This is a genomic window from Streptomyces luteoverticillatus (genome assembly GCF_003970715.1).
GTDB classification, from domain to species: Bacteria; Actinomycetota; Actinomycetes; order Streptomycetales; family Streptomycetaceae; genus Streptomyces; species Streptomyces abikoensis.
Genome location: NZ_CP034587.1, coordinates 4,526,502 through 4,548,280 on the forward strand (window position 1 = coordinate 4,526,502; position 21,779 = coordinate 4,548,280).

Below are 21,779 nucleotides of genomic sequence, written 5' to 3' on the forward strand. Positions count from 1 at the left end.
TGAGGGTCGGCCGGAGACACCTGAATCATGCTATCTCCGTGGCCGGAGACACCGCGTTCTTCGCATCCTTCGCATGGGGCGTCGATGACCTACGAGGTCATGCCCTGAGATCATCCCCCGGTGATACCCAGCACCACCGCAACCACCACAGCTCGCTTCACCACAGCCCACTTCGCCGGTGACTTCGAGGCCCACCTCACCGTGCGCGCCGATGACGGGCCCGCGACCGTGGACGCGCTCGAACGGTACGCGGCCGGTCACGGCATGAAGTGCGCGCACATCGTGCTGGACCGGGGCCGGACGCCCAGCCAGCCGATGCTCACCCTGCGCGGCTCCGGGCGGCTGCCCGTGGTGCGGGAGGCCGTGGAGGCCGCGGCGCGCGGGGTGCGGGGGGCCGGGTTCGCGGTCGTCCGGACGAAGATCGAGGCGACCCCGTGGGCGGAGGGCGTACCCCGCACCGACGCGGAGGCGGCGGCCCTCGGGGCGCGGTACTACTTCGAGCACCACGTGAAACTCCTGCTCACCTCCGGCACCGACACCTCCGCCCTCACGGCGCTCGCCGAGGCCCACGCCGCGCACCTGTCGCGCAACGCCCGCCGGGTGCGCGCGGACGGCCGCGCCGAGCGGTTCGTCACGCAGCGCTGCCGCCTCGTGGGCCGCCCGACGGCGGAGCGACGGCTGGACGCGCTCCTGACGGCCCTGCGGGACGCCGGGTACGACATCGCCTCCAGCGAACGGGAGTTCGTCGTGCACGACAGTGACGAGACGGTCGACGACGGCTGGATCGACGAAGAGACGTCCGACGAGACGTCCGATGAGACGCCCGAGGAAACGACCACCACCGAGGACGTGAACCGATGACGACGACGACACCGTGGGAAGACTTCCCGTACGGACCGTGGGAGGCGACGACGGTCGTCCCGCAGCTCCCGCCCGACGAGGCCACGCGGCAGAAGATGGACCTGCCGGCGACGCTGCGCCCGGTGCCCGGCGAGGGCGTCGTACAGCTGCCCGTGTACGACCCGGCGGCCAACCACCACCTCCTCGGCATGCGGCTGAGCGAACCCCGGTTCGCGGACCCGGACCGGGGCGAGGCGTGGTTCGCGGCCCGGCGTCACGCCCTCGACCACGTGCTCGCGGCGGTCGCGGGCTCCCCGTGGGCCGGGCACCTGGTGCTGCGCGGCAGCGTGCTACTCAAGGCGTGGTTCGGCGACGCGGCCCGCGAGCCCGGTGACCTGGACTTCGTCGTCGTCCCCGACACCTGGCGGCTGGAGGACGAGCGCACGGACGCCATGCTCGACGGCATAGCCCGCGCCGCCGAGGCCGCCGCGCGGGCGTCCGGCGGCCCCGTCCGCTTCGACGCGGCGGGCGCGGTCAGCGACGAGATCTGGACGTACGACCGCGTGCCGGGCCGCCGGCTCGTCCTGCCCTGGACGGGCACGGGCACGGGCACCGTGCCGGACGGCGTCCCGCCCGGCACGGTCCAGCTCGATTTCGTCTTCAACGAGCCGCTGCCCGCCCCGCCCGTCCGCACCGCGATCCCGCCCCTGGCCGGCGCCCCGTACAGCCCGCGCGGCCCGGTCGAGCTCATGGCGGCGAGCCCGGAACTCTCGCTCGTGTGGAAGGTCATGTGGCTGGTGAGCGACACCCACCCCGAGGCCAAGGACCTCTACGACGCCGTTCTCCTCGCGGAGAGCGTCACCGCGCCGTACGAGCTGCTGGACCGCGTCCTCTCGGCGGCGGGGGAGTGGTCCGACATCCCGTCCGTCCTCGCGGAGGCGGGCGAGATCGACTGGCCCGAGTTCGAGAAGGACTACCCGGACGACACGGAGACCGGAGGCGGCTACCTGCTGCGCTTCGCCGCCGCCCTGTCCCGGACCCATGTGCCGGACGAGGCGAGCGCGTACGCCCGGCTGGCCGTCGCCTACGAGGGCCTCACCGGCACCGTGCGCGAGCAGCACGCGGCGGGCGGCATGGAGGCCGTCGCACTGTGGTTCGCCGAGCGCACGGTTTCCAGCATCGGCTCGCTGATCGCGTTGAGGGAAGTGCTGGGACGCGATCGGTGCACCCTCCGCGAGGCAGCGGAGATCGCCGTCTCCCTCCGCGACCCCCGCCCCGGCCGCGACCGCGACGCGATCTCCTACTACCACGGCGATCCGCGCCATATCGCGGCGCGACTGGAGGAGATGGCTTGAGGAGATGGCTTGAGGAGATGGGGTAGCGCAGGGGTAATGAAATGGCCGTGAAGTGGTACTCGAGCTTCACTCGACTCCTAGTGACAAACCCGCATCCGTGTTCTTCGATGTGCGTGATTGCCGCTGCGGCAGTCGGCCGGGGCCGTCGTCCGTCGTCCCCACCCCGGCCGTCCCCGTCCTGTACAGGAGTGATCGCATGCTGCGCGCGTTACGCGCCCTCGGCCTTGCCGTTCTCACGGCCGGCCTGACCCTCACCGCCGTCCCGGCGGCCACCGCCGCCACCCCCGCCGCCGGCTCGGCCGCCGCCCCCGCGGCCGAACGGCCGCTGACACCCATCGGCGGTGGCACCGGCATCATCTTCCGGATCACCCCGACCCCGGAGGAGCGCCAGAGCTTCTACGTCTGCACCCTCACCGCCGTCGGCCGCGACAACGCGGGCAACCTGGTGGGCCTGACCAACGCCCACTGCTTCATCGACGAGAAGGGCAACAAGCTCGTCGGCGAGAAGGTCTACCGGGACACCTCGCCCGCCGGAACCGCGGCCGCCCCCGCCGACCTCAACGCCAGCCGCGCGGACCTGGAGACGGGCGCCATCGGCGAGGTCACCTTCGTCAGCACCCCCAACAACCTGCTCAACGCCGGTCCCAAGGGCCTGGACTACGCCGTCATCAAGCTGGACGAGTCGCGGGTCGCCCCCACCGCCACCGTCGGCGGCGTGACCATCTCCTCGATCGGCGCCCCGCCGCCCAACGGCGTCCGCATGTGCAAGCAGGGCCACCGCACGGGCCTGACCTGCGGCATCAAGCTGGGCACCCACGACATCTGGTTCACCCACCTGATCTGGACCAACGGCGGGGACTCCGGCTCTCCCGTGGTCAGCGGCCAGACGCTGGTCGGCAACGCCTGGGGCGTGCAGCACAGTTCGGCGATCCTGGACATCATCGCCGAGATGAACGCCAACGGCGGCGTCGGCGCGGGCTTCCACCTGGCGGTCTGAGCCAACCGAACGGGACACGGCGGCCCTAGGGCGGAAGTCCTACCGGAGATCGACACAGCGGCGGAGCCGGGGCCGGGACGGGGGCTGAAAGGGTGGTGATCCTCCGATACCCACCGGAACCGCCGCCCAGGGAGACCGCGATGGACCCCACCACCACCCGTGACTCGACCGCCCCCGAAACCGCCACGGAAACCCCCTTGGACCCCTCAGGCGCCATGCGACTGATGGAGGAGACCTTCGGTTTCCTCCACTCCGCCGCCCTGCGGACCGCCGCGCGCCTCCGGCTCGCCGACCACCTCGCCGACGGGCCGCGCACCCCCGCCGAACTCGCCGATGCCACCGGCACCGACGGCACGACACTGCGCCGGCTGCTGCGGCTCCTGGCGTCGCGCGGCGTCTTCCAGGAGGACGAGGCGGGCGCGTTCGGACTGACCCCCGCCGCGTCCGCCCTGCGCACCGGCATACCGGGCTCGCTGCACGCCGCGGTGCTCCTGCTCACCGACGACATGTTCCTGCGCCCCGCGGCCGACCTCGCCGAGACCGTGCGCACCGGCGAATCCGCCTTCCCCAGGGTCTTCGGCACCCCTTTCTTCGAGCACCTCCGGACCGACGACGCGGCCCGCGAGGTCTTCGACGCCGGCATGGCGGCCTTCTCCGGCCCCCTCGACGACGTGGTCGCCGCCGCGTACCCGTTCCCGGACCACGGCACGGTCGTGGACGTCGGCGGCGGCCGCGGCGGCCTGCTCCGGTCCGTCCTGCTGCGCCACCCCGGCCTGTCGGGCGTCCTCTTCGACCAGGCACCGGCGCTGCGCGAACCCCTCCTCGCCACGGACGAGTTGACGGGACGCTGGCGTGCCGAGCCCGGCGATTTCTTCACCGCCGTCCCGAAGGGCGACGTCCACCTCCTCAAGCACGTCCTGCCCGACTGGAGCGACGACGACTGCGTCCGCATCCTGCGCTCCTGCCGCCAGGCCCTCGCCCCGGGCGGCCGCGTCCTGGTCGTCGACGCCGCCCCGCCGCCGGGCAACGCCCCCCACCCGGGCAAGGACCTCGACCTCATGATGCTGACGGCCCTCGGCGGCAGCACCCGCACCCCCGCCGAACTGGCCACCCTCTTCACCCGCGCCGGCCTCCGCCACGTCCGCACCCTCCCCACCCCGGGCTTCGCCTCGATCGTGGAAGCGGAAGCGGCACCCCTGGACTAGCCGCCTGGACTAGTCGCCGACGGGCGCTATCCCTACCGGGCAGGAGACGCCCGTGCCGCCGATGCCGCAGTAGCCCGTCGGGTTCTTGGCGTCCGAGAGGTACTGCTGGTGGTAGGCCTCCGCGTAGTAGAAGGGGGCCGCCGGGAGGATTTCCGTGGTGATGGCGCCGTAGCCCGACGCGCGGAGCACCGACTGGTACGCCTCGCGCGAGGCCTCGGCCGCGGACTGCTGGTCGGGGGAGTGGGTGTAGACCGCCGAGCGGTACTGGGTGCCGCGGTCGTTGCCCTGGCGGTTGCCCTGGGTGGGGTCGTGGGACTCCCAGAAGAGCTTGAGCAGGGATTCGTACGAGACGCGGGACGGGTCGAAGACGACGCGGACGACCTCCGTGTGGCCCGTCAGGCCGCTGCACACCTCCTCGTACGTCGGGTGCGGCGTGGTGCCGCCCTGGTAGCCGGCCAGGGTCGTCCAGACGCCCTCGGTCTGCCAGAACTTCCGTTCCGCGCCCCAGAAGCAGCCCAGGCCGAAGTCGGCCACGGCCAGGCCCTCCGGGTAGGGGGCGGCCAGCGGGGTGTCCAGGACGCTGTGGCGCTCCTGGAGGGGGAAGGCCGGGGCCGGGCGGCCGGGCAGGGTCTGCTCGGGGGTGGGCAGGTGGTTCGGGGACATCCGGTTCTCGCTCTCCTCGGCTCCAGCGGTCCTGAAGGAGAGAACGCACGGCCGGGGCCGGGGATTCCGGCCCCGGCCGGGCCGGGTCGTCAGCGACCGTTCCTGAGGGCCCCGGAGCCGATGATCGCCGCGTCGCGGTAGAGGCAGAACGCCTCCGCCTCCTTGGTCGGGTAGAGGGTCCACGGCTCGGCCGCCACGTAGCCGTCCACCCGCCGGAACTGCTCCACGGCCTCCGCGTAGCGCTCCTGCTTGGTCAGGACGTACGCCAGCAGGTGCCGCGCGTCCGCCAGCCGGGGGTGGTCCGGACGGCAGGCCGCCACGTCCATCAGCGCGGCGTCGACCATGGCCGTGAGATCCACCGAGCGGAAGGCGACGTCCGGGGCGTCCGCGTCGAGGTGGTCATGCCAGTGCTGGAGCGGGAGCATGGTCATCAGGTTGCCGGGCGGGGCCGTGCACGCGGCCCCCCACGCGAACTCGCGGACCAGCTCCTCGGAGCCGCGCCACCTCGGGTACCAGAACAACAGAGCGGACGCGTGGGCGTCGAAGTGGTACGGCGCGCGCGAGGTGATCTCGGCCCACAGCTCCCGCATCTCCTCGTGCGACGCGCCCGTGGCCTTGTACAGCGGGATCCGGGCGAGATACGGAGTGGGGTCCTCCGGCGCGGCCAGGGACCCGGCGCGGTCGAGGTCGTCGCGGGCCTCCTCCAGCACCCGGTGGAAGCCCCTGAACTGCTCGGCGGTGGTGTCCTTGGCCCAGGCCGTGCCACGGATGTCCCAAGCCACGATGATCCTCGCTTCCGCCTTGACGACGGCCGCGCCCGGGTCGTCGGGGCGCGCGGCCTCCCAGGCGCGGAGCCAGGCGTCGTCCTTCGCCGCCGCGTTGGCGATGATCCCGACGAGCGCGGAACGTCGTTCCCAGTCGCTGCCCGTGGCGTCGAGCGCCCGGGCGGCGGGCTCCCAGTCGCCCCGGGCGAGGGCGGCCTCGATGGCGTCGGCCTCGGGGTCCGCGAAGGACCGCGCCGTGTTCTGCCGCTCCGGCGGCAGCCAGCCCGCGGCGGCGAGTTGCGCGGCGGACGGCGCCGCGGCCGCGCGCCGCTTCCTCCTGATCCAGAGGAAGACGGACACCGCGATGATGATGAGAGACAGCAACATGCCTGAGGAGGATCCGATCGAGAGGTAGAGGGAAAGGGGACGAAGAGTTCAGGCGGTGGACGAGCGCAGCAGTTCGCGCAGCGGCGCCGTGTCGGGGACGTCCCCGACGGCCGGCCGCACCGCGGCCGCCACCGCCTCGGCGGCCTCCCTGCCGCCCGGCAGCAGCAGTCGTGCCGGCTCCGCCCAGGACAGCTCCCAGCGGGCCGCCGCCGTTTCGGCCAGGGCCAGTTCGGTCAAGTCGCACAGCCCGGAGTGCAGCGCGGGGCGCAGGAACTCCCGGGCGGCCCTGCCCCGCGCCCGAGCGGCCTCCGGTGACTTGGGCAGGTGGTCGGCGATCCGCCACAGCCCGCCCGCGTCGACCGCGCCGAGGAATGCCGCCAGGTCTGCCGAGGGGCTCGCCGGGGACACTGGGAGGCCCGCCGCCGCCAGCGCCTCCCGCAGCGGGCGCGCCTCCTCCACCGTCAGCGTGTGCGCGGTCCGGTGTGTCAGCTCCGGCCAGTCCGCCCGTTCCAGGGCCAGGGTCTCGGGGGTGAGGACGGCGGCCTCCAGCTCCGCCAGGACCTGCTCGGCGTCGCGCAGCAGCGCGAGCGCGGGCCCGGCCGGGGCGTTCGCGCGGCCGTCGTCGGGCAGTGCCTCGACCAGGCGGATCCGGTCGGCCGGCGCCGGGTGGGTGTCGTACCGGGAGGGGACGCCGGCGGGCGGTTCGCTCCGCAGTGCCGCCAGGTTCTCCTGGCGCTCGGGGGCCGTGAGCAGGCTGCGCAGGCCGCCGAAGACCTCGCCGCGCGGCGGGAGGAGGCCCGCCGGGATGCCCATCGTCGCGTAGCGGCTCATATAGAAGTCGTGGACCGCGTCGAGCACGGCGATCTCCCGGAGCGCCGACGCGGTGGCGTCCCGGCCGGCGATCCGCGCCGCCGTCCGGTCGGCGGCGAGCTCCTGCGCCCGGGCGGCGCTGTGGGTGGCCCGTAGGTAGAACCGGGCGTACGCGAGGAAGGGCTTGGCCGCGATCCGGTACGTGAACCCGGCCCGGCCGGTGTTCACCTCCTTCCCCTCGCGGCCCTTGGCCACCGCCTTGGCGGCGGCCTTCTCCCGGCGGGCGCGTTTCCTGTCGAGCCGCTTCCGTTCCTGCTCCTGGAAGGCATCCGCGGTCCGCAGCACGCTGTCGCGGCCGCGGTGGGTGAGGCCGGCGAGCCGGGTGTCGGTGTTGCAGTAGTGGGCGAGTTCATGGGCGAGCACGGCGTGGAACTGCGGTTCGGTGAGCCCGGTCAGCAGCGGGACGCCGATGTAGAGCCGACGTGGGCCGGGCAACAGCCCGAGCAGCCGGGTGTCCTCGGAGACGCCCGCGTTCGCGTCCCCGGTGAGCAGGATCGCGTCGGGCGCGCGGGTGCCGACCCGCTCGGCCAGCGAGCGTACGGTCCGCCACAGTCCGGGCTGCTCGCTCTCGCTGACGGGCAGTCCGACGACGTCGGCGTGCCCCGGCCTGCCGAGCAGGAGGGTGGCCCGGACGATAGGCACTCCGAGCAGCGCGGACAGGACGGTCAGCTCGACCGCGACGGCGGTCGGCGCCCAGAGCCAGGCCGCGACGTCGGCGCCGAGGAGCGCGCCGAGCACGGCCAGGGTGAGCAGATGGAATCCGGCAAGCAGGGCGAGGGCCCGCAGGGCGCGCAGAGAGGTGCCCACAGGGCGAGGTCCCCCAGCTGAGGAGTCGGCGAAGCAACAGCCAGGGGATCATATGTGCGATTGTGGTGCGGGTGGGCGTAATTTCGCCGGACGCCGAATAAGCCGAAGAGGTCGGACAAGCCGAAGAGGTCGGACAAGCCGGATCACGCCCGGTATCGCCCCCGGCCACGCCCGGCTCCCCCGGTCACCCTTGCGCCGCGCCCGCCCCCGCCACCGCCATCGCCCGGTACGCGGCGTACGCGGCCACCGGGTCCGGCTCGTACGTCCACGGGAGCGCCCCGATGTGGCCGTCGACCTTCCGGAACTGCTCCAGCGCCTCCGCGTGACGCTCGGCCCGCACCAGGAACCACGCCAGCAGGTGCCGGACGTGCGGCAGCACCGGGTGGTTCTCCGGCGCGTGGTGCACCGCGTACTGGGCGGCCTCGATCGCGTCGCCGACCACCGCGCTCTGGAACAGGCCGCGTACCAACTGCACGTCGGGCAGGTGGTCGAAGACCGCGAACAGCGGCAGCGCGGGCAGCAGACTGCCCTCCGGCGCGGTGGAGGCCGCGCGCTTGGCGAAGGACTCGGCCTGTTCCCGGGAGCCGTGCCACTTCGCGCTCCAGTAGCGCAGCGCGCTCAGGTGCGCCCCCATGTGGCCCGGCGCGCGCGTGGTCACGGTCTCCCACACGGACTGGAACTCCGCCTCGCTCGCGCCCATCCCCCGGGCCACGCCCAGCTCGACGATGTACGGGACGGGGTCGCCCGGCGCCAGCAGGGCCGCCTCGGCGCAGACCGTGCGCGCCTCCTCCAGGATCATCCGGAAGTCCTGCGAGGACGGGTTCCGCATCGCCTGCTGGACCAGGAACTCCGCCTGCACCGCCGCGCCGCCCGCGTCCTTGGGCGCCACCACGCGCCAGTGCCGCAGCCACATCCCGCCCGTGCCCGGCGCCTCGGCCAGCTCCTGGGCCGCCGCGCCGGCCAGCGTCTGCACCCGCTGCCAGCGCAGCTCGGCGTCGCCCGTGGCGGGCGTCCGGGCCAGCAGATCGGCCGCCGGCTTCCAGTCCTGGGTGCGGCGGGCCTCCGCCACGGCGGCCAGCAGCTCCTCGTCGGGGCCGGGCAGCCGTACGTCGAGCCGCTCGGGCGGGACGAGGCCGTGCGCGCCGGTCGGGTCCGTGGCCGCCTCGGCGCCCTGGACGACGCCTCGCACGGCCCGGTACCGCCGGATCGCGGGGGCCACGACGACACCGCAGATCACGGTGACGGCGAGGAGGATGAGCAGAATCTCCATGGACTGTCCTGAGGAACGAAGAGGCCGAAGGGGCTGAGGGATGACGCCGGACGACGGTACAACGTGACAAACCGGCGAATCGTTCATCTGCCGGTTACAAGTGAACAGGAGCGTTCGGGCGAACGGGCACTACTCTCGGATGAATGAGCGACCAGCACAGCTTCGAGACCCTCGCGATCCACGCCGGGCAGGAAGCGGACCCGCTGACCGGGGCCGTCGTACCGCCCATCTACCAAGTGTCCACGTACAAGCAGGACGGCGTCGGCGGTCTGCGCGGCGGTTACGAGTACAGCCGCAGCGCCAACCCCACGCGCACGGCCCTGGAAGAGAACCTGGCGGCCCTCGAGGGCGGCGTCCGGGGCCTCGCCTTCGCCTCGGGCCTGGCCGCCGAGGACACCCTCCTGCGCACGCTGCTCGCGCCGGGTGACCACGTGGTCATCCCGAACGACGCCTACGGCGGGACGTTCCGGCTCTTCGCCAAGGTCGTGAGCCGCTGGGGCGTGGAGTGGTCGGTCGCCGACACCTCCAGCCCGGACGCCGTGCGCGCGGCCATCCGGCCCGAGACCAAGGTGGTCTGGGTCGAGACCCCGTCCAACCCCCTGCTCGGCATCACCGACATCGCCGCCGTCGCGGGCGTCGCCCACGAGGCCGGTGCCAAGCTCGTCGTCGACAACACCTTCGCCAGCCCCTACCTGCAGCAGCCGCTGTCCCTGGGTGCGGACGTCGTCGTCCACTCCACCACCAAGTACATGGGCGGCCACTCCGACGTCGTCGGCGGCGCCCTGATCGCGGCGGACACCGGCCTGGGCGAGGAGCTCGCGTACCACCAGAACGCGATGGGCGCCGTCGCCGGCCCCTTCGACTCCTGGCTGACGCTGCGCGGCATCAAGACCCTCGCCGTGCGCATGGACCGCCACACGGCCAACGCCGAGCGCGTGGTGGACCTGCTCGTCTCGCACCCGAAGGTGACGCAGGTCTACTACCCGGGCCTGCCCGAGCACCCGCTGCACGAGGTCGCGGCCAAGCAGATGCGCGCCTTCGGCGGCATGGTGTCCTTCCGCGTCGCGGGCGGCGAGGAGGCGGCCGTCGAGGTCTGCAACCGCGCCAAGCTCTTCACGCTGGGCGAGTCCCTGGGCGGTGTCGAGTCCCTGATCGAGCACCCGGGCCGGATGACACACGCCTCGGTCGCCGGCTCCCAGCTGGAGGTCCCGGCGGACCTGGTCCGCGCCTCGGTCGGCATCGAGTCGGCCGACGACCTGCTGGCCGACCTGACGCAGGCGCTCGGCTGACGTTCTTCGGCGTTCTTCGGAGGGGCTGAGCACTCAGCCCCTCCGGCGTTTGAGGAGCGGGGGTCCGGGGCGGAGCCCCCAGGGGCCGTCTCAGTCCCCGCCCCACAGCGGCGGAGCCGTCCCCGACGCCGGCGGATGCCACGGTTCCGCCATCGCCGCCCACACCCCGAACGCCACCACGGCGAGGAAAAGCGCTGCCCAGGCCACGGCCCGAACCACCCGCCGCCTGCGCACCAGCCGCCGCCCCCGCTCTGCGGCCCGTGCCACCACCTCCGCCGGCACGGCCGGACGCGGCCCGTCCAGCAGCCGCCGGACCTCCGCCTCCCGGCGGTCCTGGCCGCTCACGCCGCCACCGTGAGGACGGCCCGCGCGCACAGCGCGCACGCGCTCCACGGATACCCCGAGCGCCGCCGCCGTCTGTTCCTCGGCGACCCCCTCGTACAGCCGCAGGACGACCACCAGCCGCTCCCGCGACGTGAGCCGGGCCAGCGGACCGTCCCCGTCACCCCGGCGATGACACCTCCCCGAGCGGGCATAGCGCGCCACGAGCTCCTGGCGGGTGCGTTCGTACGGGTCCTCGCCGCCGAGGCCGTCCCAGGCGGCGTACGTGTGGGCGAGGGCGCGGGTCAGCAGTCGTTCGGCGGCTTCCCGGTCGCCGGTGAGCAGCAGCGCGGTGCGCAGCAGTCTGCCGCCCGCGCCGCCGGCGAACGCTTCGAACTCCCGGGCGCGGCGGCGCTCCCGGGCGTCCTGCCGCTCTCGCGCCCCTCCAGAAGAGGCTCGCACCCCTCCAGAAGAGGACAGCGGCGCGGTCCGGTCAAGAGGCTCCGGTCAAGAGGCCGGCGGAACCTGCTGGGGCTGGGTGAAGTGGATGTCGGACAGGGCCGTGTTGAAGCGGGTGAGCAGGGTGCAGAAGACGTCCCGCTCGTTCTCGGACCACCCCTCCGTGCACAGCGCCATCAGCTCGCGCCGGGAGGCGCGGACCTCCTCCAGGCGGGCCTTGCCGCGCGGGGAGAGCTGAAGGACGACGGCGCGGCCGTCCTCGGGGTGCGAGGTGCGCTTGACCAGACCGGTGTCGACGAGCGGCGCCACCTGGCGGGTGACGGTCGAGGAGTCGATGCCCATGCCCGCGGCGAGCGCCTTGACGCCCATCGGGCCTTCCTGGTCGAGGCGGTTGAGCAGGAGGTAGGCGGCGCGGTCCATGGAGTTGTGGACCCGGCCTACGCCACCGAGCCGGGTCTGCTCGGCACGGCGGGCGAAGACGGCCACCTGGTGCTGGAGGGCGTCGAGGACACCGGGGGCGAGGTCGGTCGTCATGTCCTGAGAGGTGGGCATGGCCTGGGGCTCACTTCGTACGGCGGGCAGGGGATGCGGAGCTGGAATCGCTGAGAATGTGGGACAGAGTACGCGTCCCCGCACGCTGTTGTACCAGTGCTCCGCAAACCGGTCGGTATGTATGTATGCGCCGCCCGTATCGCCCCTTACGTCCTTGCTGTATGCCCCATTTATCCGCTCGGTCGGCGCCTCCGCCGCGGCGCGATACTGAGGACATGGCCGCACGTCCGGTGACCCTCGGCGATGTGCGCCGGGCGCGGGAGACGCTGTCGGGGGTCGCCCGGGTCACCGCCCTGCAGAGCAGCCGCCACCTGTCCGGGCTCGTCGGCACGCCCGTCCGCCTCAAGTGCGAGAACCTCCAGCGCACCGGCTCGTTCAAGATCCGCGGCGCCTATGTGCGGATCGCCGCCCTGACGCCTCCCCAGCGCGCGGCGGGCGTCGTCGCCGCCAGCGCCGGCAACCACGCGCAGGGCGTCGCGCTGGCCGCGTCCCTGCTGGGGGTGCGGTCGACGGTGTTCATGCCGGAGGGCGCCCCGCTGCCGAAGATGGCCGCCACCCGCGAGTACGGCGCCGAGGTGCGCGCCTGTGGCCAGGGCCTGGGCGAGGCGCTGGACGCGGCCCGCGCGTGGGCGGAGCGGACGGGCGCGGTCCTCGTCCACCCCTACGACCACCCGGACATCGTGGCCGGTCAGGGCACCGTGGGGCTGGAGATCCTGCAGCAGTGCCCCGAGGTGCGCACCGTCGTCGCGGCGGTCGGCGGGGGCGGGCTGATCGCCGGGATCGCGGTGGCGGTCAAGGCGCTGCGGCCGGACGTGCGGATCGTGGGCGTCCAGGCGGCGGGCGCCGCCGCGTACCCGCCGTCGCTGGCCGCCGGCCACCCGGTGACGGTGGCGGACCCGGTGACGATGGCGGACGGCATCAACGTCGCCCGCCCCGGCGAGGTGCCGTTCGGGATCGTGGCGCGGCTGGTCGACGAGGTGCGCACGGTCTCCGAGGACGGGATCGCCGCCGCCCTGCTGCTCTGTCTGGAGCGGGCCAAGCTCGTCGTCGAGCCGGCGGGCGCGAGCCCGGTGGCGGCGCTGCTGGCGGACCCCGGCTCGTTCCGGGACCGGGGCCCGGTGGTGGCCGTGCTGTCGGGCGGCAACGTCGATCCGCTGCTCTTGCAGCGGGTCCTGCGCCACGGTATGGCCGCCGAGGGCCGCTACCTGTCGCTGCGGATGCCGCTGCCGGACCGCCCCGGGGCGCTCGCCGCGCTGCTGGAGGTGCTCTCCGCCGCGAACGCCAACGTCGTCGACGTCGCCCACGAACGCACCGACCCCCACCTGGGGCTGACGGAGGCTGAGGTCGAGATCCACCTGGAGACGGCGGGCCCGGAGCACCGGGCGGAGGTGCGCGAGGCCCTGCGCGCCGCGGGCTATCCGCTGTCCCCCTGACCGTCCCCGGATATAGGCGGCCGCCCCGATATCCGGAAGTAAGGACCACGCATATCCGGTGGCATTCATTCAGAGGGCGGATCGCCACCGATGAACGTAAAATCAACTATTACGTCACCCAAACGGGGAGTACATCCATGCCAGGCGCTATTTACGCCGAAGGCCTGGTCAAGACCTTCGGCGACGTCACGGCTCTGAACGGCGTCGATCTCGACGTTCCGGAAGGGTCCGTTCTAGGACTGCTCGGCCCCAATGGCGCCGGCAAGACCACCGCCGTGCGCGTGCTCACCACCCTGATCAAACCCGACCGCGGTAAAGCCGTGGTGGCGGGCATCGACGTACTGAGGAAACCCAACGACGTCCGGCACGCCATCGGGCTGTCCGGCCAATTCGCCGCCGTCGACGAATATCTGACGGGCCGTGAGAACCTCCGGATGGTCGGCCGGCTCTACCAGCTCAGCGGACGCGACGCCAAGGCCCGCGCCGGCGAGCTGCTGGAGCGCTTCAACCTCGCCGAGGCCGCCGACCGGCCCGCCAAGACCTACTCCGGCGGCATGCGCCGCCGCCTCGACCTCGCCGCCGCCCTGGTCGTCAGCCCGCCCGTGATGTTCATGGACGAGCCCACCACCGGCCTGGACCCCCGCAACCGCCAGGCCCTCTGGGAGGTCATCCAGGAACTCGTCGCCGGCGGAACGACCCTGCTGCTCACCACCCAGTACCTGGAAGAGGCCGACCACCTCGCCCACGACATCTGCGTGATCGACCACGGCAGGGTCATCGCCCGCGGCACCTCCGACCAGCTCAAGGCGCGCACAGGCGGGGAGCGCGTCGAGCTGGTCGTCCACGAGCGCGAGCACATCGCCCCCGCCCTCGGCGTCATCCGCGCCTTCGGCAAGGGCGAGCCCACCGTCGAGGAACACACCCGCAAGGTCATCGTCCCCGTCTCCGGTGGCGCCAAGCTGCTCGCCGAGGTCATCCGGGAACTGGACGGGCGCGGCATCGAGATCGACGACATCGCCCTGCGCCGCCCGACCCTCGACGACGTCTTCATCTCGCTCACCGGGCACGCGGCCGCGAGCGACGAACCGGGCCCGGACGGATCCGCTTCCGGCGCGGACGGTTCCGGCGCGGACGGTTCCGTCGAGCTGAAGGAGGAGGTGGCGGGGCCATGACCGTGACCGGTACCACCCTGCCCCGGCGGCCCGTGCCCGTGGCACGCGGCGGGGCGGCCGTCCAGTCCGTCCGCGACTCCCTGGTCGTCGCCCAGCGGAACCTGATCCGCATGATCCGGATCCCTGAGGTCGTCGTCTTCGGCCTCGTCCAGCCGATCATGTTCGTGGTGCTGTTCAGCTACGTCTTCGGCGGCTCGATCGCCGTCGGCGGCAGCACGGACCCGAGCACGTACCGCGAGTACCTGATGGCGGGCATCTTCGCCCAGACCGTCACCTTCGCCACGGCGGGCGCGGGCGCGGGCATCGCCGACGACATGCACAAGGGCCTCATCGACCGCTTCCGCTCCCTGCCCATGGCCCGGGGCGCGGTGCTCACCGGCCGCACCCTCGCCGACCTGGTGCAGACGGCCCTCACCCTCGTCGTCCTGGCGATCGTGGCGGTCATCGTCGGCTGGCGGATCCACGAAGGCGTCCTCAAAGCCCTCGGCGGCTTCGCCCTGCTGCTCCTGCTCGGCTACGCGTTCTCCTGGATCGGCGCGCTCATCGGGCTGTCCGTAAGAACCCCTGAAGCGGCCACCTCGGGCGGGCTGATCTGGCTCTTCCCGCTCACCTTCATCTCCAACGCCTTCGTGCCCTCGGGCAATATGCCCACCGTGCTGCGCGTCATCGCGGAGTGGAACCCCTTCAGCGCCACCGTGCAGGCGGCGCGGGAGCTGTTCGGCAACGTGCCCCGGGGCTATCCGGTGCCGGGCGCGTGGCCGATGCAGCACCCGGTGTGGGCGTCGGTGCTCTGGTCACTGCTGATCATCGCGGTCTTCCGGGCGCTTTCGGTGCGCAAGTACCGCTCGGCGACGGCGTAGCGACCCTCGGACATGGGGATACGCCGGAGCCCCGGACCCGTGCACGGGTCCGGGGCTCCGGCGTATCGCTGGCGTATCGCTCCGGGGGCGCTCAGCCGCTGTAGGGCTTGGCCTCCAGGATGCGGACCATGGCCTTCTTGCCGTTCGGCAGCTCGTACTGGGCGTCCTCGCCGATCTTCTTGCCGTTGACGCCGCTGCCGAGCGGGGACTGCGGGGAGTACGTCTCGATATCCGAGCTGGCGTACTCGCGGGAGGCCAGCAGGAAGTCGAGGGTGTCCTCCGGGTCGCCGTCGAAGGCGATGGTGACGACCATGCCGGGGGCCACCACGCCGTCCGTGGCGGGGGCCTCGCCGACCTTGGCGGACTCGAGGAGCTGCGTGAGCTGCCGGACGCGGAGCTCCTGCTTGCCCTGCTCCTCCTTGGCCGCGTGGTACCCGCCGTTCTCTCGCAGGTCACCTTCCTCGCGGGCCGCCGCGATCTTCGCGGCGATCTCGGTGCGAGCGGGACCAGACAGGTACTCCAGCTCGGCCTTGAGCTGGTTGTACGCCTCCTGAGTCAGCCAGGTGACGTTGTCGCTGGTCTGGGTCACAGGTGCTCCTCGTCGGTACTGGGGAATGCTGGGGATGCATCTCGATACAAATGAACGCCCTACTCAGAAGGGTGCACCTTCAAAGCGGGGCGAAACCACGAGCCTAACAATTACGTCCCGAAGGGGGAAGGAGTAAGCGGGAGAAAACGCGCAAGAATCCTGTTAACGCAGGTCAGCGCGGTATCTCCGGGTAACACTCGACGGCACGCCCGGCGGTGTCAGCCCCGCGAGGCGGTCCGGCAGCCCTCCAGCTCCGTGGCGCTGGCGTGGGCCGTCGTCCGGATCTCCACCAGCTGGCTGAAGTGGTCCTCGCGCCGGTCGAACGTCACGTCCTTGCGGGCCACCTCGGCGCCGTCCGCGCCCAGCGAGCGCAGGGTGCACACCGCGACGGCGTCCTTCTCCTTGCGCACCTCCACGACCGCCTGCACGGTCGTGTCGGACATCGTCTTCGACCGGGTGAGCTGACCGGTCACCTCCGACGAGGTGATGTAGTGCACACCGGCCCAGCCGACGAAGCCGAGCAGCGCCGCGCCGAGCACCGCCCCGACGATCTTCAGCTTGCGGTCGGCACGCTCGTCCGCCGAGCGGCCGTAACGGCCCTCGGGCAGGGCATCGCGCTCCGCAGCCATGATCGTTCCTCCTGGGCGCCGATTTGTGAACGCGGAATGAAACGCGTCCCGCTTCGGTCACTATAGGAGGCGCCCCGGATGTCCAATGGGAGGGGCCATGACCAGTGACTGAGGACCGAGCGTTGACTGAGCAGCTGCGAATGATGGCCGTTCACGCCCACCCCGACGACGAGTCGAGCAAGGGCGCGGCCACGATGGCCAAGTACGTGTCCGAGGGGGTGGACGTGCTGGTCGCCACCTGCACGGGTGGTGAGCGCGGCTCCATCCTCAACCCCAAGCTCCAGGGCGACCCGTACATCGAGAAGAACATCCACGAGGTCCGCGCCAAGGAGATGGCCGAGGCCCGCGACATCCTCGGCGTCAAGCAGGAGTGGCTGGGCTTCGTCGACTCCGGTCTCCCCGAGGGCGATCCGCTCCCGCCGCTGCCCGAGGGCTGCTTCGCGCTGCAGGACGTCGAGGAGGCGGCCGGCCGGCTGGTGAAGCTGATCCGCGAGTTCCGTCCGCACGTGATCACCACGTACGACGAGAACGGCGGCTACCCCCACCCCGACCACATCATGACCCACAAGATCTCGATGGTGGCCTTCGACGCCGCGGGCGACCCCGAGCGCTACCCCGAGGCCGGCGAGCCCTGGCAGCCGCAGAAGCTCTACTACAACCAGGGCTTCAACCGTCAGCGCACCCAGGCCCTCCACGACGCGCTGATCGAGCGCGGCCTGGAGTCCCCGTACGGCGAGTGGCTCAAGCGCTGGGACGAGATGGGCCGCGAGCGCACCCTGACCACGTTCGTGCCGTGCGCCGACTTCTTCGAGATCCGCGACAAGGCCCTGATCGCCCACGCCACGCAGATCGACCCGGACGGCGGCTGGTTCCGGGTGCCGATGGACATCCAGCGCGAGGTCTGGCCGACCGAGGAGTACGAGCTGGCGAAGTCTCTCGTCGACACTTCCCTCCCCGAGGACGACCTCTTCGCGGGCATCCGCAACAATTGACCCCATGATGATGAGCGCCCTTACGCTTGCCGCCGCGGATCTCGACCAGAACAAGGTCACCCCCGGAGTCCTCGGCTTCATCGTCTTCGCCGTCATCGGCGGGGCCGTGTGGTTTCTGATGAAGTCCATGAACAAGCACATGAAGCGGGTGGACTTCGAGGAGGCGCCCGACCCGTCGGTCGAGCCCGGCAAGACGACGGCCTGACGGCGGCGGCGTGGCGGCGGTGTCCGTTGTGACATGACCGGACGGGCCCCCGCGGCTCGTCCGGCGCCGCCGGAGCCCGCCCCGGAGCCCGCCGTGCGCGAGGATGGGCCCATGCCCAATCGCCTGGCGCACGAGACGTCCCCCTACCTCCTCCAGCACGCCGACAACCCCGTCGACTGGTGGCCCTGGTCGCCCGAGGCCTTCGCCGAGGCGCGGCGCCGAGGCGTGCCCGTGCTCCTGAGCGTGGGGTATTCGAGCTGTCACTGGTGCCATGTGATGGCGCACGAATCCTTCGAGGACGAACCGACGGCCGCCTACCTCAACGAGCACTTCGTCTCCGTCAAGGTCGACCGCGAGGAGCGGCCGGACGTCGACGCGGTCTACATGGAGGCCGTCCAGGCCGCCACCGGCCACGGCGGCTGGCCCATGACCGTCTTCCTCACCCCCGACGCCGAGCCCTTCTACTTCGGCACCTACTTCCCGCCCGACCCCCGGCACGGCATGCCCGGCTTCCGGCAGGTCCTGGAGGGCGTCCGGGCCGCCTGGAGCGATCGCCGCGACGAGGTGGGCCAGGTCGCCCGGCGCATCGTCCGCGACCTCTCCGAGCGCTCCCTCGCCGTGGACGCCGTCCGGCCCCCCGGCCCGGAGGAGCTCCACGCCGCCCTCCTCGGCCTCACCCGCGACTTCGACGCCACGCGCGGCGGCTTCGGCGGCGCCCCTAAATTCCCGCCGTCGATGACGCTGGAGTTCCTGCTGCGCCACCACGTCCGCACCGGCTCCGAGGCCGCCCTGGAGATGGCCACGGCCACCTGCGAGGCCATGGCCCGCGGCGGGATCTACGACCAGCTCGGCGGCGGCTTCGCCCGCTACGCGGTCGACGCCACGTGGACGGTCCCGCACTTCGAGAAGATGCTCTACGACAACGCCCTGCTGTGCCGGGCGTACGCCCACCTCTGGCGGGCCACCGGCTCGGAGCTCGCCCGGCGCGTGGCCCTGGAGACGGCGGACTTCATGATCCGCGAACTCCGCACGGCCGAGGGCGGCTTCGCCTCCGCGCTGGACGCCGACAGCGACGACGGCAGCGGCCGGCACGTCGAGGGCGCGTACTACGTCTGGACGCCCGCGCAGTTGCGCGAGGTGCTGGGCGAGGAGGACGCGGCGCTCGCGGCGGAGCACTTCGGCGTCACCGAGGAGGGCACGTTCGAGGAGGGCGCGTCCGTCCTCCAGCTCCCCGACACCGAGCGGCTGTGGGAGGCGGGGAAGGTCGCGTCCGTCCGGGCGCGGCTGCTGGCCGCCCGCGACCGGCGGCCCCGGCCCGGCCGCGACGACAAGATCGTTGCCGCCTGGAACGGGCTGGCCATCGCCGCGCTCGCCGAGACCGGCGCCTACTTCGACCGCCCCGACCTGATCCAGGCCGCCACGGACACCGCCGACCTGATCGTCCGCGTCCACATGGACTGGCACGGGCGGCTCGCCCGCACCTCGCTGGACGGCGCCCCCGGCACCCACGCGGGCGTCCTGGAGGACTACGCGGACGTCGCCGAGGGTTTCCTCGCGCTGGCCGGCGTCACGGGCGAGGGCGTGTGGATCGACTTCGCCGGGCTGCTCCTGGGCACCGTCCTGGACCGCTTCACCACGCCCGACGGCGCGCTGTTCGACACCGCCGACGATGCCGAGAAGCTGATCCGCCGCCCGCAGGACCCCACCGACAACGCCACGCCGTCGGGCTGGACGGCAGCGGCCGGGGCGCTCCTGTCGTACGCCGCGTACACGGGCAGCGCCCGGCACCGGGAGGCGGCGGAGAAGGCGCTCGGCGTGGTGACGGCGCTGGGGCCGAAGGCGCCGCGCTTCATCAGCTGGGGCCTGGCGGTCGCCGAGGCGCTGCTGGACGGGCCCCGCGAGGTCGCCGTCGTGGGCCCGGCGGACCACCCGGCGACGGCGCGGCTGCACCGCACCGCGCTGCTGTCGACGGCCCCGGGCCTGGTCGTCGCGGTCGGTGAACCGGGCTCGGAGGAGATCCCCCTCCTCGCGGGCCGCACCCTCCTGGACGCCCGCCCGGCGGCGTACGTATGCCGCGCCTTCACGTGCGACGCCCCGACGACGGACGCGGAGAGTTTGGAGGGACGGCTGGGGTCCGGGGCGTAAGCCCCGGGAAACGGTGAAAGGGCGGGAGTGGGGCCCACTCCCGCCGCGATGGCGAGCAGCCACGATGTACCGGACCGGCGGTGCCGAACCCACCCCGGCGCGCTCACCGCGTCACAGTGTCAGCCCCCGCACGAGCACCCCGAGCGCCCGGTCGATCAGCGACGGCAGGTCATCCGTCTGCCCCTGCTCGACCCAGTGCATAGTCGCCTCCTGCATCGCCGCCAGGACGGCGGCGACCACGACCCGCAGCTCCAGGTCGCCGGCCGGGCGCCCCGTGCGCCCGGCCAGGACGGCGCAGAGCACGCGGGCCGATTCCGCCATGCCCTCCGCCGTCCGGCCGCGCAGCGCGGGCACCTCGTGCACGAGCCGGGTGCGCTGGCGTAGTTCGGCGATGTCGCGTTCGACGAGCTGGCGGACGGCACCGGTGACGCCGTGCCGGATGGACTCGACGGGGTGCTCGTCCGCCGGGCGCGAGCGGATCGCGGCCTCCATCACCGCGTCGTACTCGTCGGTGAGGACGATGTCCTCCTTGGTGGGGAAGTAGCGGAAGACCGTGCTGGTGGAGACGTCGGCGGCTTCGGCGATCTGGTCGACGGGCGTGGCGTCGTACCCCTGCCGTTCGAACAGCCGGTAGGCGGCACCCCGGATCGCCCGGCGGGTCTGGATCTTCTTGCGCTCGCGCAGCCCGAGGACGGGCGCGGTCGGCGGCGCGGTCGGCACCGCGGGCGGGGAGGAGTGGGCTGTGGCCATGGCCGCATTCTCCGGCATCGGTCTTTTCACGGACCACACCGAGCGCGGGAGTGGCCGGCTTTGACGGGACGCTGATTGTCAGTGGGGTGTGTGACGCTGTGTGCGGGGCAGGCAAGCGGGCAGTCAGCCAAAAGGTGATGGAGGGGGTATGTCATGACCGTTGCCGCTTTGCTGGTGGCCGTGTTGAGCGTCACCGGGTACGTGTTCGTGGGGGAGGTCGGCGTCCTGGCCGTGGTCGTGGCCGGCGTGGCCGGTCTGACGTGGCGGGTGGCCGCGGCGTCGAGGCCGCGGCCGCCGCGCGGGGCCGTGGAGCGCGTCGCGCGCGCTCGGAGGCGCGCTCAGGCGCACGCTCAGGCGTGCGAATAGGCCACGAGTGAGATGCCCACGTAGTGGGTGATGAACGCGGCGAGCGTGAGCGAGTGGAACACCTCGTGGAATCCGAACCAGCGGGGTGAGGGGTTCGGGCGCTTGATCCCGTAGATCACGCCGCCCGCCGAGTAGAGCAGGCCGCCGACGATCACCAGCACGAGGACGGCGATGCCGCCCTTGCGGAGGAAGTCCGGCAGGAAGAAGACGGCGGCCCAGCCCATCGCGATGTAGCAGGGGGTGTAGAGCCAGCGCGGCGCGCCGACCCAGAAGACGCGGAAGGCGATTCCGGCGGCGGCCGCGAGCCATACGGCCCAGAGCAGCAGCCGTCCCCGGCCGCCGGGGACGAGGAGCATGGTCAGGGGGGTGTAGGTACCCGCGATGATCAGGAAGATATTGGCGTGATCGAGTCGGCGCAGCACGGCCTCCGCGCGCGGGCTCCAGTCGCCGCGGTGGTAGAGCGCGCTGATGCCGAACAGCAGGCAGGCGGTCAGGACGTAGACCGCGCAGGCGATTCTGCCCCGGGTGCTGTCGGCCAGGGCGGTGAGGAAGACGCCGGAGATCAGCACCGCGGGAAACATCCCGGCGTGCAGCCAGCCGCGCAGCCGTGGCTTGACCGGAGTGGCCGCGGTGACGACCGCGGCCGCTCCGGTGACGTCGGTGACGTCGGCGGCCGGCGAAGCGGTCGGCGAACCGGAATCGGACGAACTGGCGTTCAGGATTGCGGCATGCGGCGCCCCGGAGGAACCGGAGGACGGAGAGGGCGCTGTGTCGGGCGCGGGTGTCATGGCCGTCATGCTACCTACGCAACCGTAGGTTACGGGCGGGTATCGGGTGGTGATGGTCACGGGGGCGCCCC

General features: G+C 72.5%; 22 protein-coding genes. 12 read left to right on the plus strand and 10 right to left on the minus strand.

The features are described 5' to 3' along the window. Window positions 1-120: 120 nt before the first annotated feature. From EKH77_RS20160 to EKH77_RS20175, 4 genes are all read left to right on the plus strand, one after another. Entirely contained in the window at window positions 121-861 is a 741-nt protein-coding gene (locus EKH77_RS20160; RefSeq protein ID WP_240667439.1) for a hypothetical protein, read from the plus strand. Next, complete coding sequence (locus tag EKH77_RS20165; protein WP_126915735.1) at window positions 858-2,195, plus strand: nucleotidyl transferase AbiEii/AbiGii toxin family protein; 1,338 nt, start codon at window positions 858-860, stop codon at window positions 2,193-2,195. Before EKH77_RS20160 ends, EKH77_RS20165 begins: the two co-directional genes overlap by 4 nt. A 196-nt stretch (window positions 2,196-2,391) precedes the next feature. Next, a complete protein-coding gene (locus EKH77_RS20170; protein ID WP_126915736.1) occupies window positions 2,392-3,192 on the plus strand; it encodes a trypsin-like peptidase domain-containing protein in 801 nt (266 codons plus the stop codon). 140 nt (window positions 3,193-3,332) lie between these two features. Next, window positions 3,333-4,397, plus strand: a complete 1,065-nt coding sequence (locus EKH77_RS20175) for a methyltransferase (protein WP_240667440.1) — start codon at window positions 3,333-3,335, stop codon at window positions 4,395-4,397. A gap of 9 nt (window positions 4,398-4,406) precedes the next feature. On the opposite strand, the gene msrA is transcribed toward EKH77_RS20175, so the two are convergent. The 4 genes from msrA to EKH77_RS20195 all read right to left on the minus strand — a co-directional run bounded on the left by msrA (window position 4,407) and on the right by EKH77_RS20195 (window position 9,158). Further along, window positions 4,407-5,060 (minus strand): peptide-methionine (S)-S-oxide reductase MsrA, encoded by a 654-nt coding sequence (msrA, locus tag EKH77_RS20180; RefSeq protein WP_126915737.1) that lies wholly within the window; start codon window positions 5,058-5,060, stop codon window positions 4,407-4,409. Between the two features lie 89 nt (window positions 5,061-5,149). Next, window positions 5,150-6,211 carry a hypothetical protein gene (locus tag EKH77_RS20185; protein ID WP_240667441.1) on the minus strand — a complete coding sequence of 354 codons (1,062 nt, stop codon included), beginning with the start codon at window positions 6,209-6,211 and terminating at the stop codon, window positions 5,150-5,152. A 48-nt stretch (window positions 6,212-6,259) separates the two neighbouring features. Next, a complete protein-coding gene (locus EKH77_RS20190) occupies window positions 6,260-7,888 on the minus strand; it encodes a M48 family metalloprotease (RefSeq protein WP_126915738.1) in 1,629 nt (542 codons plus the stop codon). Window positions 7,889-8,072: 184 nt separating this feature from the next. Then, window positions 8,073-9,158 (minus strand): hypothetical protein, encoded by a 1,086-nt coding sequence (locus tag EKH77_RS20195; RefSeq protein WP_126915739.1) that lies wholly within the window; start codon window positions 9,156-9,158, stop codon window positions 8,073-8,075. Between the two features lie 143 nt (window positions 9,159-9,301). Between EKH77_RS20195 and EKH77_RS20200 the strand changes: the two genes are divergently transcribed. Next, on the plus strand, window positions 9,302-10,447 hold the full coding sequence (locus tag EKH77_RS20200) for a cystathionine gamma-synthase (protein WP_126915740.1): 1,146 nt from the start codon (window positions 9,302-9,304) through the stop codon (window positions 10,445-10,447). 90 nt (window positions 10,448-10,537) lie between these two features. Here the strand turns inward: EKH77_RS20200 and EKH77_RS34760 are convergent, their stop codons facing one another. Both EKH77_RS34760 and EKH77_RS20210 read right to left on the minus strand, forming a co-directional pair. Beyond that, entirely contained in the window at window positions 10,538-11,230 is a 693-nt protein-coding gene (locus tag EKH77_RS34760) for a sigma factor-like helix-turn-helix DNA-binding protein (RefSeq protein ID WP_126915741.1), read from the minus strand. A gap of 45 nt (window positions 11,231-11,275) precedes the next feature. Further along, window positions 11,276-11,779, minus strand: a complete 504-nt coding sequence (locus EKH77_RS20210; protein ID WP_164737824.1) for a MarR family winged helix-turn-helix transcriptional regulator — start codon at window positions 11,777-11,779, stop codon at window positions 11,276-11,278. A gap of 215 nt (window positions 11,780-11,994) precedes the next feature. Here EKH77_RS20210 and ilvA point away from each other — a divergent pair, with 215 nt between their 5' ends. The 3 genes from ilvA (at window position 11,995) to EKH77_RS20225 (ending at window position 15,244) form a co-directional block, all read left to right on the plus strand. Beyond that, window positions 11,995-13,212 (plus strand): threonine ammonia-lyase, encoded by a 1,218-nt coding sequence (gene ilvA, locus EKH77_RS20215; RefSeq protein WP_126915742.1) that lies wholly within the window; start codon window positions 11,995-11,997, stop codon window positions 13,210-13,212. Between the two features lie 137 nt (window positions 13,213-13,349). After that, complete coding sequence (locus EKH77_RS20220; RefSeq protein ID WP_126915743.1) at window positions 13,350-14,384, plus strand: ATP-binding cassette domain-containing protein; 1,035 nt, start codon at window positions 13,350-13,352, stop codon at window positions 14,382-14,384. Further along, complete coding sequence (locus EKH77_RS20225; RefSeq protein WP_240667442.1) at window positions 14,381-15,244, plus strand: ABC transporter permease; 864 nt, start codon at window positions 14,381-14,383, stop codon at window positions 15,242-15,244. The genes EKH77_RS20220 and EKH77_RS20225 overlap by 4 nt, the downstream gene beginning before the upstream one ends. A gap of 91 nt (window positions 15,245-15,335) precedes the next feature. Here EKH77_RS20225 and greA read toward each other — a convergent pair whose 3' ends face one another. Together greA and EKH77_RS20235 are read right to left on the minus strand one after the other, a co-directional pair. Next, window positions 15,336-15,833, minus strand: a complete 498-nt coding sequence (gene greA, locus EKH77_RS20230) for a transcription elongation factor GreA (protein WP_126915744.1) — start codon at window positions 15,831-15,833, stop codon at window positions 15,336-15,338. 218 nt (window positions 15,834-16,051) lie between these two features. Next, window positions 16,052-16,462 carry a DUF4307 domain-containing protein gene (locus EKH77_RS20235; protein ID WP_126915745.1) on the minus strand — a complete coding sequence of 137 codons (411 nt, stop codon included), beginning with the start codon at window positions 16,460-16,462 and terminating at the stop codon, window positions 16,052-16,054. A gap of 122 nt (window positions 16,463-16,584) precedes the next feature. Between EKH77_RS20235 and mca the strand changes: the two genes are divergently transcribed. From mca to EKH77_RS20250, 3 genes are all read left to right on the plus strand, one after another. Then, window positions 16,585-17,454: a mycothiol conjugate amidase Mca gene (gene mca / locus EKH77_RS20240; protein WP_126915746.1), complete on the plus strand. Its 870-nt coding sequence runs from the start codon at window positions 16,585-16,587 to the stop codon at window positions 17,452-17,454. A gap of 4 nt (window positions 17,455-17,458) precedes the next feature. After that, entirely contained in the window at window positions 17,459-17,659 is a 201-nt protein-coding gene (locus tag EKH77_RS20245; RefSeq protein WP_126915747.1) for a hypothetical protein, read from the plus strand. Window positions 17,660-17,770: 111 nt separating this feature from the next. Beyond that, complete coding sequence (locus EKH77_RS20250) at window positions 17,771-19,804, plus strand: thioredoxin domain-containing protein (RefSeq protein ID WP_126915748.1); 2,034 nt, start codon at window positions 17,771-17,773, stop codon at window positions 19,802-19,804. 111 nt (window positions 19,805-19,915) lie between these two features. Here EKH77_RS20250 and EKH77_RS20255 read toward each other — a convergent pair whose 3' ends face one another. Next, the gene (locus EKH77_RS20255; RefSeq protein ID WP_126915749.1) at window positions 19,916-20,554 is read right to left on the minus strand and encodes a TetR/AcrR family transcriptional regulator; all 639 of its coding nucleotides are present in this window, start codon (window positions 20,552-20,554) and stop codon (window positions 19,916-19,918) included. 153 nt (window positions 20,555-20,707) lie between these two features. On the opposite strand from EKH77_RS20255, the gene EKH77_RS20260 reads away from it, so the two are divergent. Further along, complete coding sequence (locus tag EKH77_RS20260; protein WP_126915750.1) at window positions 20,708-20,920, plus strand: hypothetical protein; 213 nt, start codon at window positions 20,708-20,710, stop codon at window positions 20,918-20,920. Here the strand turns inward: EKH77_RS20260 and trhA are convergent. Beyond that, on the minus strand, window positions 20,905-21,708 hold the full coding sequence (gene trhA, locus EKH77_RS20265) for a PAQR family membrane homeostasis protein TrhA (RefSeq protein ID WP_126915751.1): 804 nt from the start codon (window positions 21,706-21,708) through the stop codon (window positions 20,905-20,907). The two genes, EKH77_RS20260 and trhA, sit on opposite strands and share 16 nt — an antisense overlap. Between the last annotated feature and the right edge of the window lie 71 nt (window positions 21,709-21,779).

Coding starts and splice junctions, on each gene's coding strand:
- EKH77_RS20170 (WP_126915736.1), top strand. CDS start 2,392: ATGCTGCGCGCGTTACGCGCCCTCGGCCTTGCCGTTCTCACGGCCGGC.
- msrA (WP_126915737.1), bottom strand. CDS start 5,060: ATGTCCCCGAACCACCTGCCCACCCCCGAGCAGACCCTGCCCGGCCGC.
- EKH77_RS20210 (WP_164737824.1), bottom strand. CDS start 11,779: ATGCCCACCTCTCAGGACATGACGACCGACCTCGCCCCCGGTGTCCTC.
- EKH77_RS20225 (WP_240667442.1), top strand. CDS start 14,381: ATGACCGTGACCGGTACCACCCTGCCCCGGCGGCCCGTGCCCGTGGCA.
- EKH77_RS20245 (WP_126915747.1), top strand. CDS start 17,459: ATGATGATGAGCGCCCTTACGCTTGCCGCCGCGGATCTCGACCAGAAC.
- EKH77_RS20255 (WP_126915749.1), bottom strand. CDS start 20,554: ATGGCCACAGCCCACTCCTCCCCGCCCGCGGTGCCGACCGCGCCGCCG.
- EKH77_RS20235 (WP_126915745.1), bottom strand. CDS start 16,462: ATGGCTGCGGAGCGCGATGCCCTGCCCGAGGGCCGTTACGGCCGCTCG.
- EKH77_RS20185 (WP_240667441.1), bottom strand. CDS start 6,211: ATGTTGCTGTCTCTCATCATCATCGCGGTGTCCGTCTTCCTCTGGATC.
- EKH77_RS20175 (WP_240667440.1), top strand. CDS start 3,333: ATGGACCCCACCACCACCCGTGACTCGACCGCCCCCGAAACCGCCACG.
- EKH77_RS20220 (WP_126915743.1), top strand. CDS start 13,350: ATGCCAGGCGCTATTTACGCCGAAGGCCTGGTCAAGACCTTCGGCGAC.
- EKH77_RS20200 (WP_126915740.1), top strand. CDS start 9,302: ATGAGCGACCAGCACAGCTTCGAGACCCTCGCGATCCACGCCGGGCAG.
- EKH77_RS20250 (WP_126915748.1), top strand. CDS start 17,771: ATGCCCAATCGCCTGGCGCACGAGACGTCCCCCTACCTCCTCCAGCAC.
- EKH77_RS20195 (WP_126915739.1), bottom strand. CDS start 9,158: ATGGAGATTCTGCTCATCCTCCTCGCCGTCACCGTGATCTGCGGTGTC.
- ilvA (WP_126915742.1), top strand. CDS start 11,995: ATGGCCGCACGTCCGGTGACCCTCGGCGATGTGCGCCGGGCGCGGGAG.
- EKH77_RS20260 (WP_126915750.1), top strand. CDS start 20,708: ATGACCGTTGCCGCTTTGCTGGTGGCCGTGTTGAGCGTCACCGGGTAC.
- trhA (WP_126915751.1), bottom strand. CDS start 21,708: ATGACACCCGCGCCCGACACAGCGCCCTCTCCGTCCTCCGGTTCCTCC.
- EKH77_RS20165 (WP_126915735.1), top strand. CDS start 858: ATGACGACGACGACACCGTGGGAAGACTTCCCGTACGGACCGTGGGAG.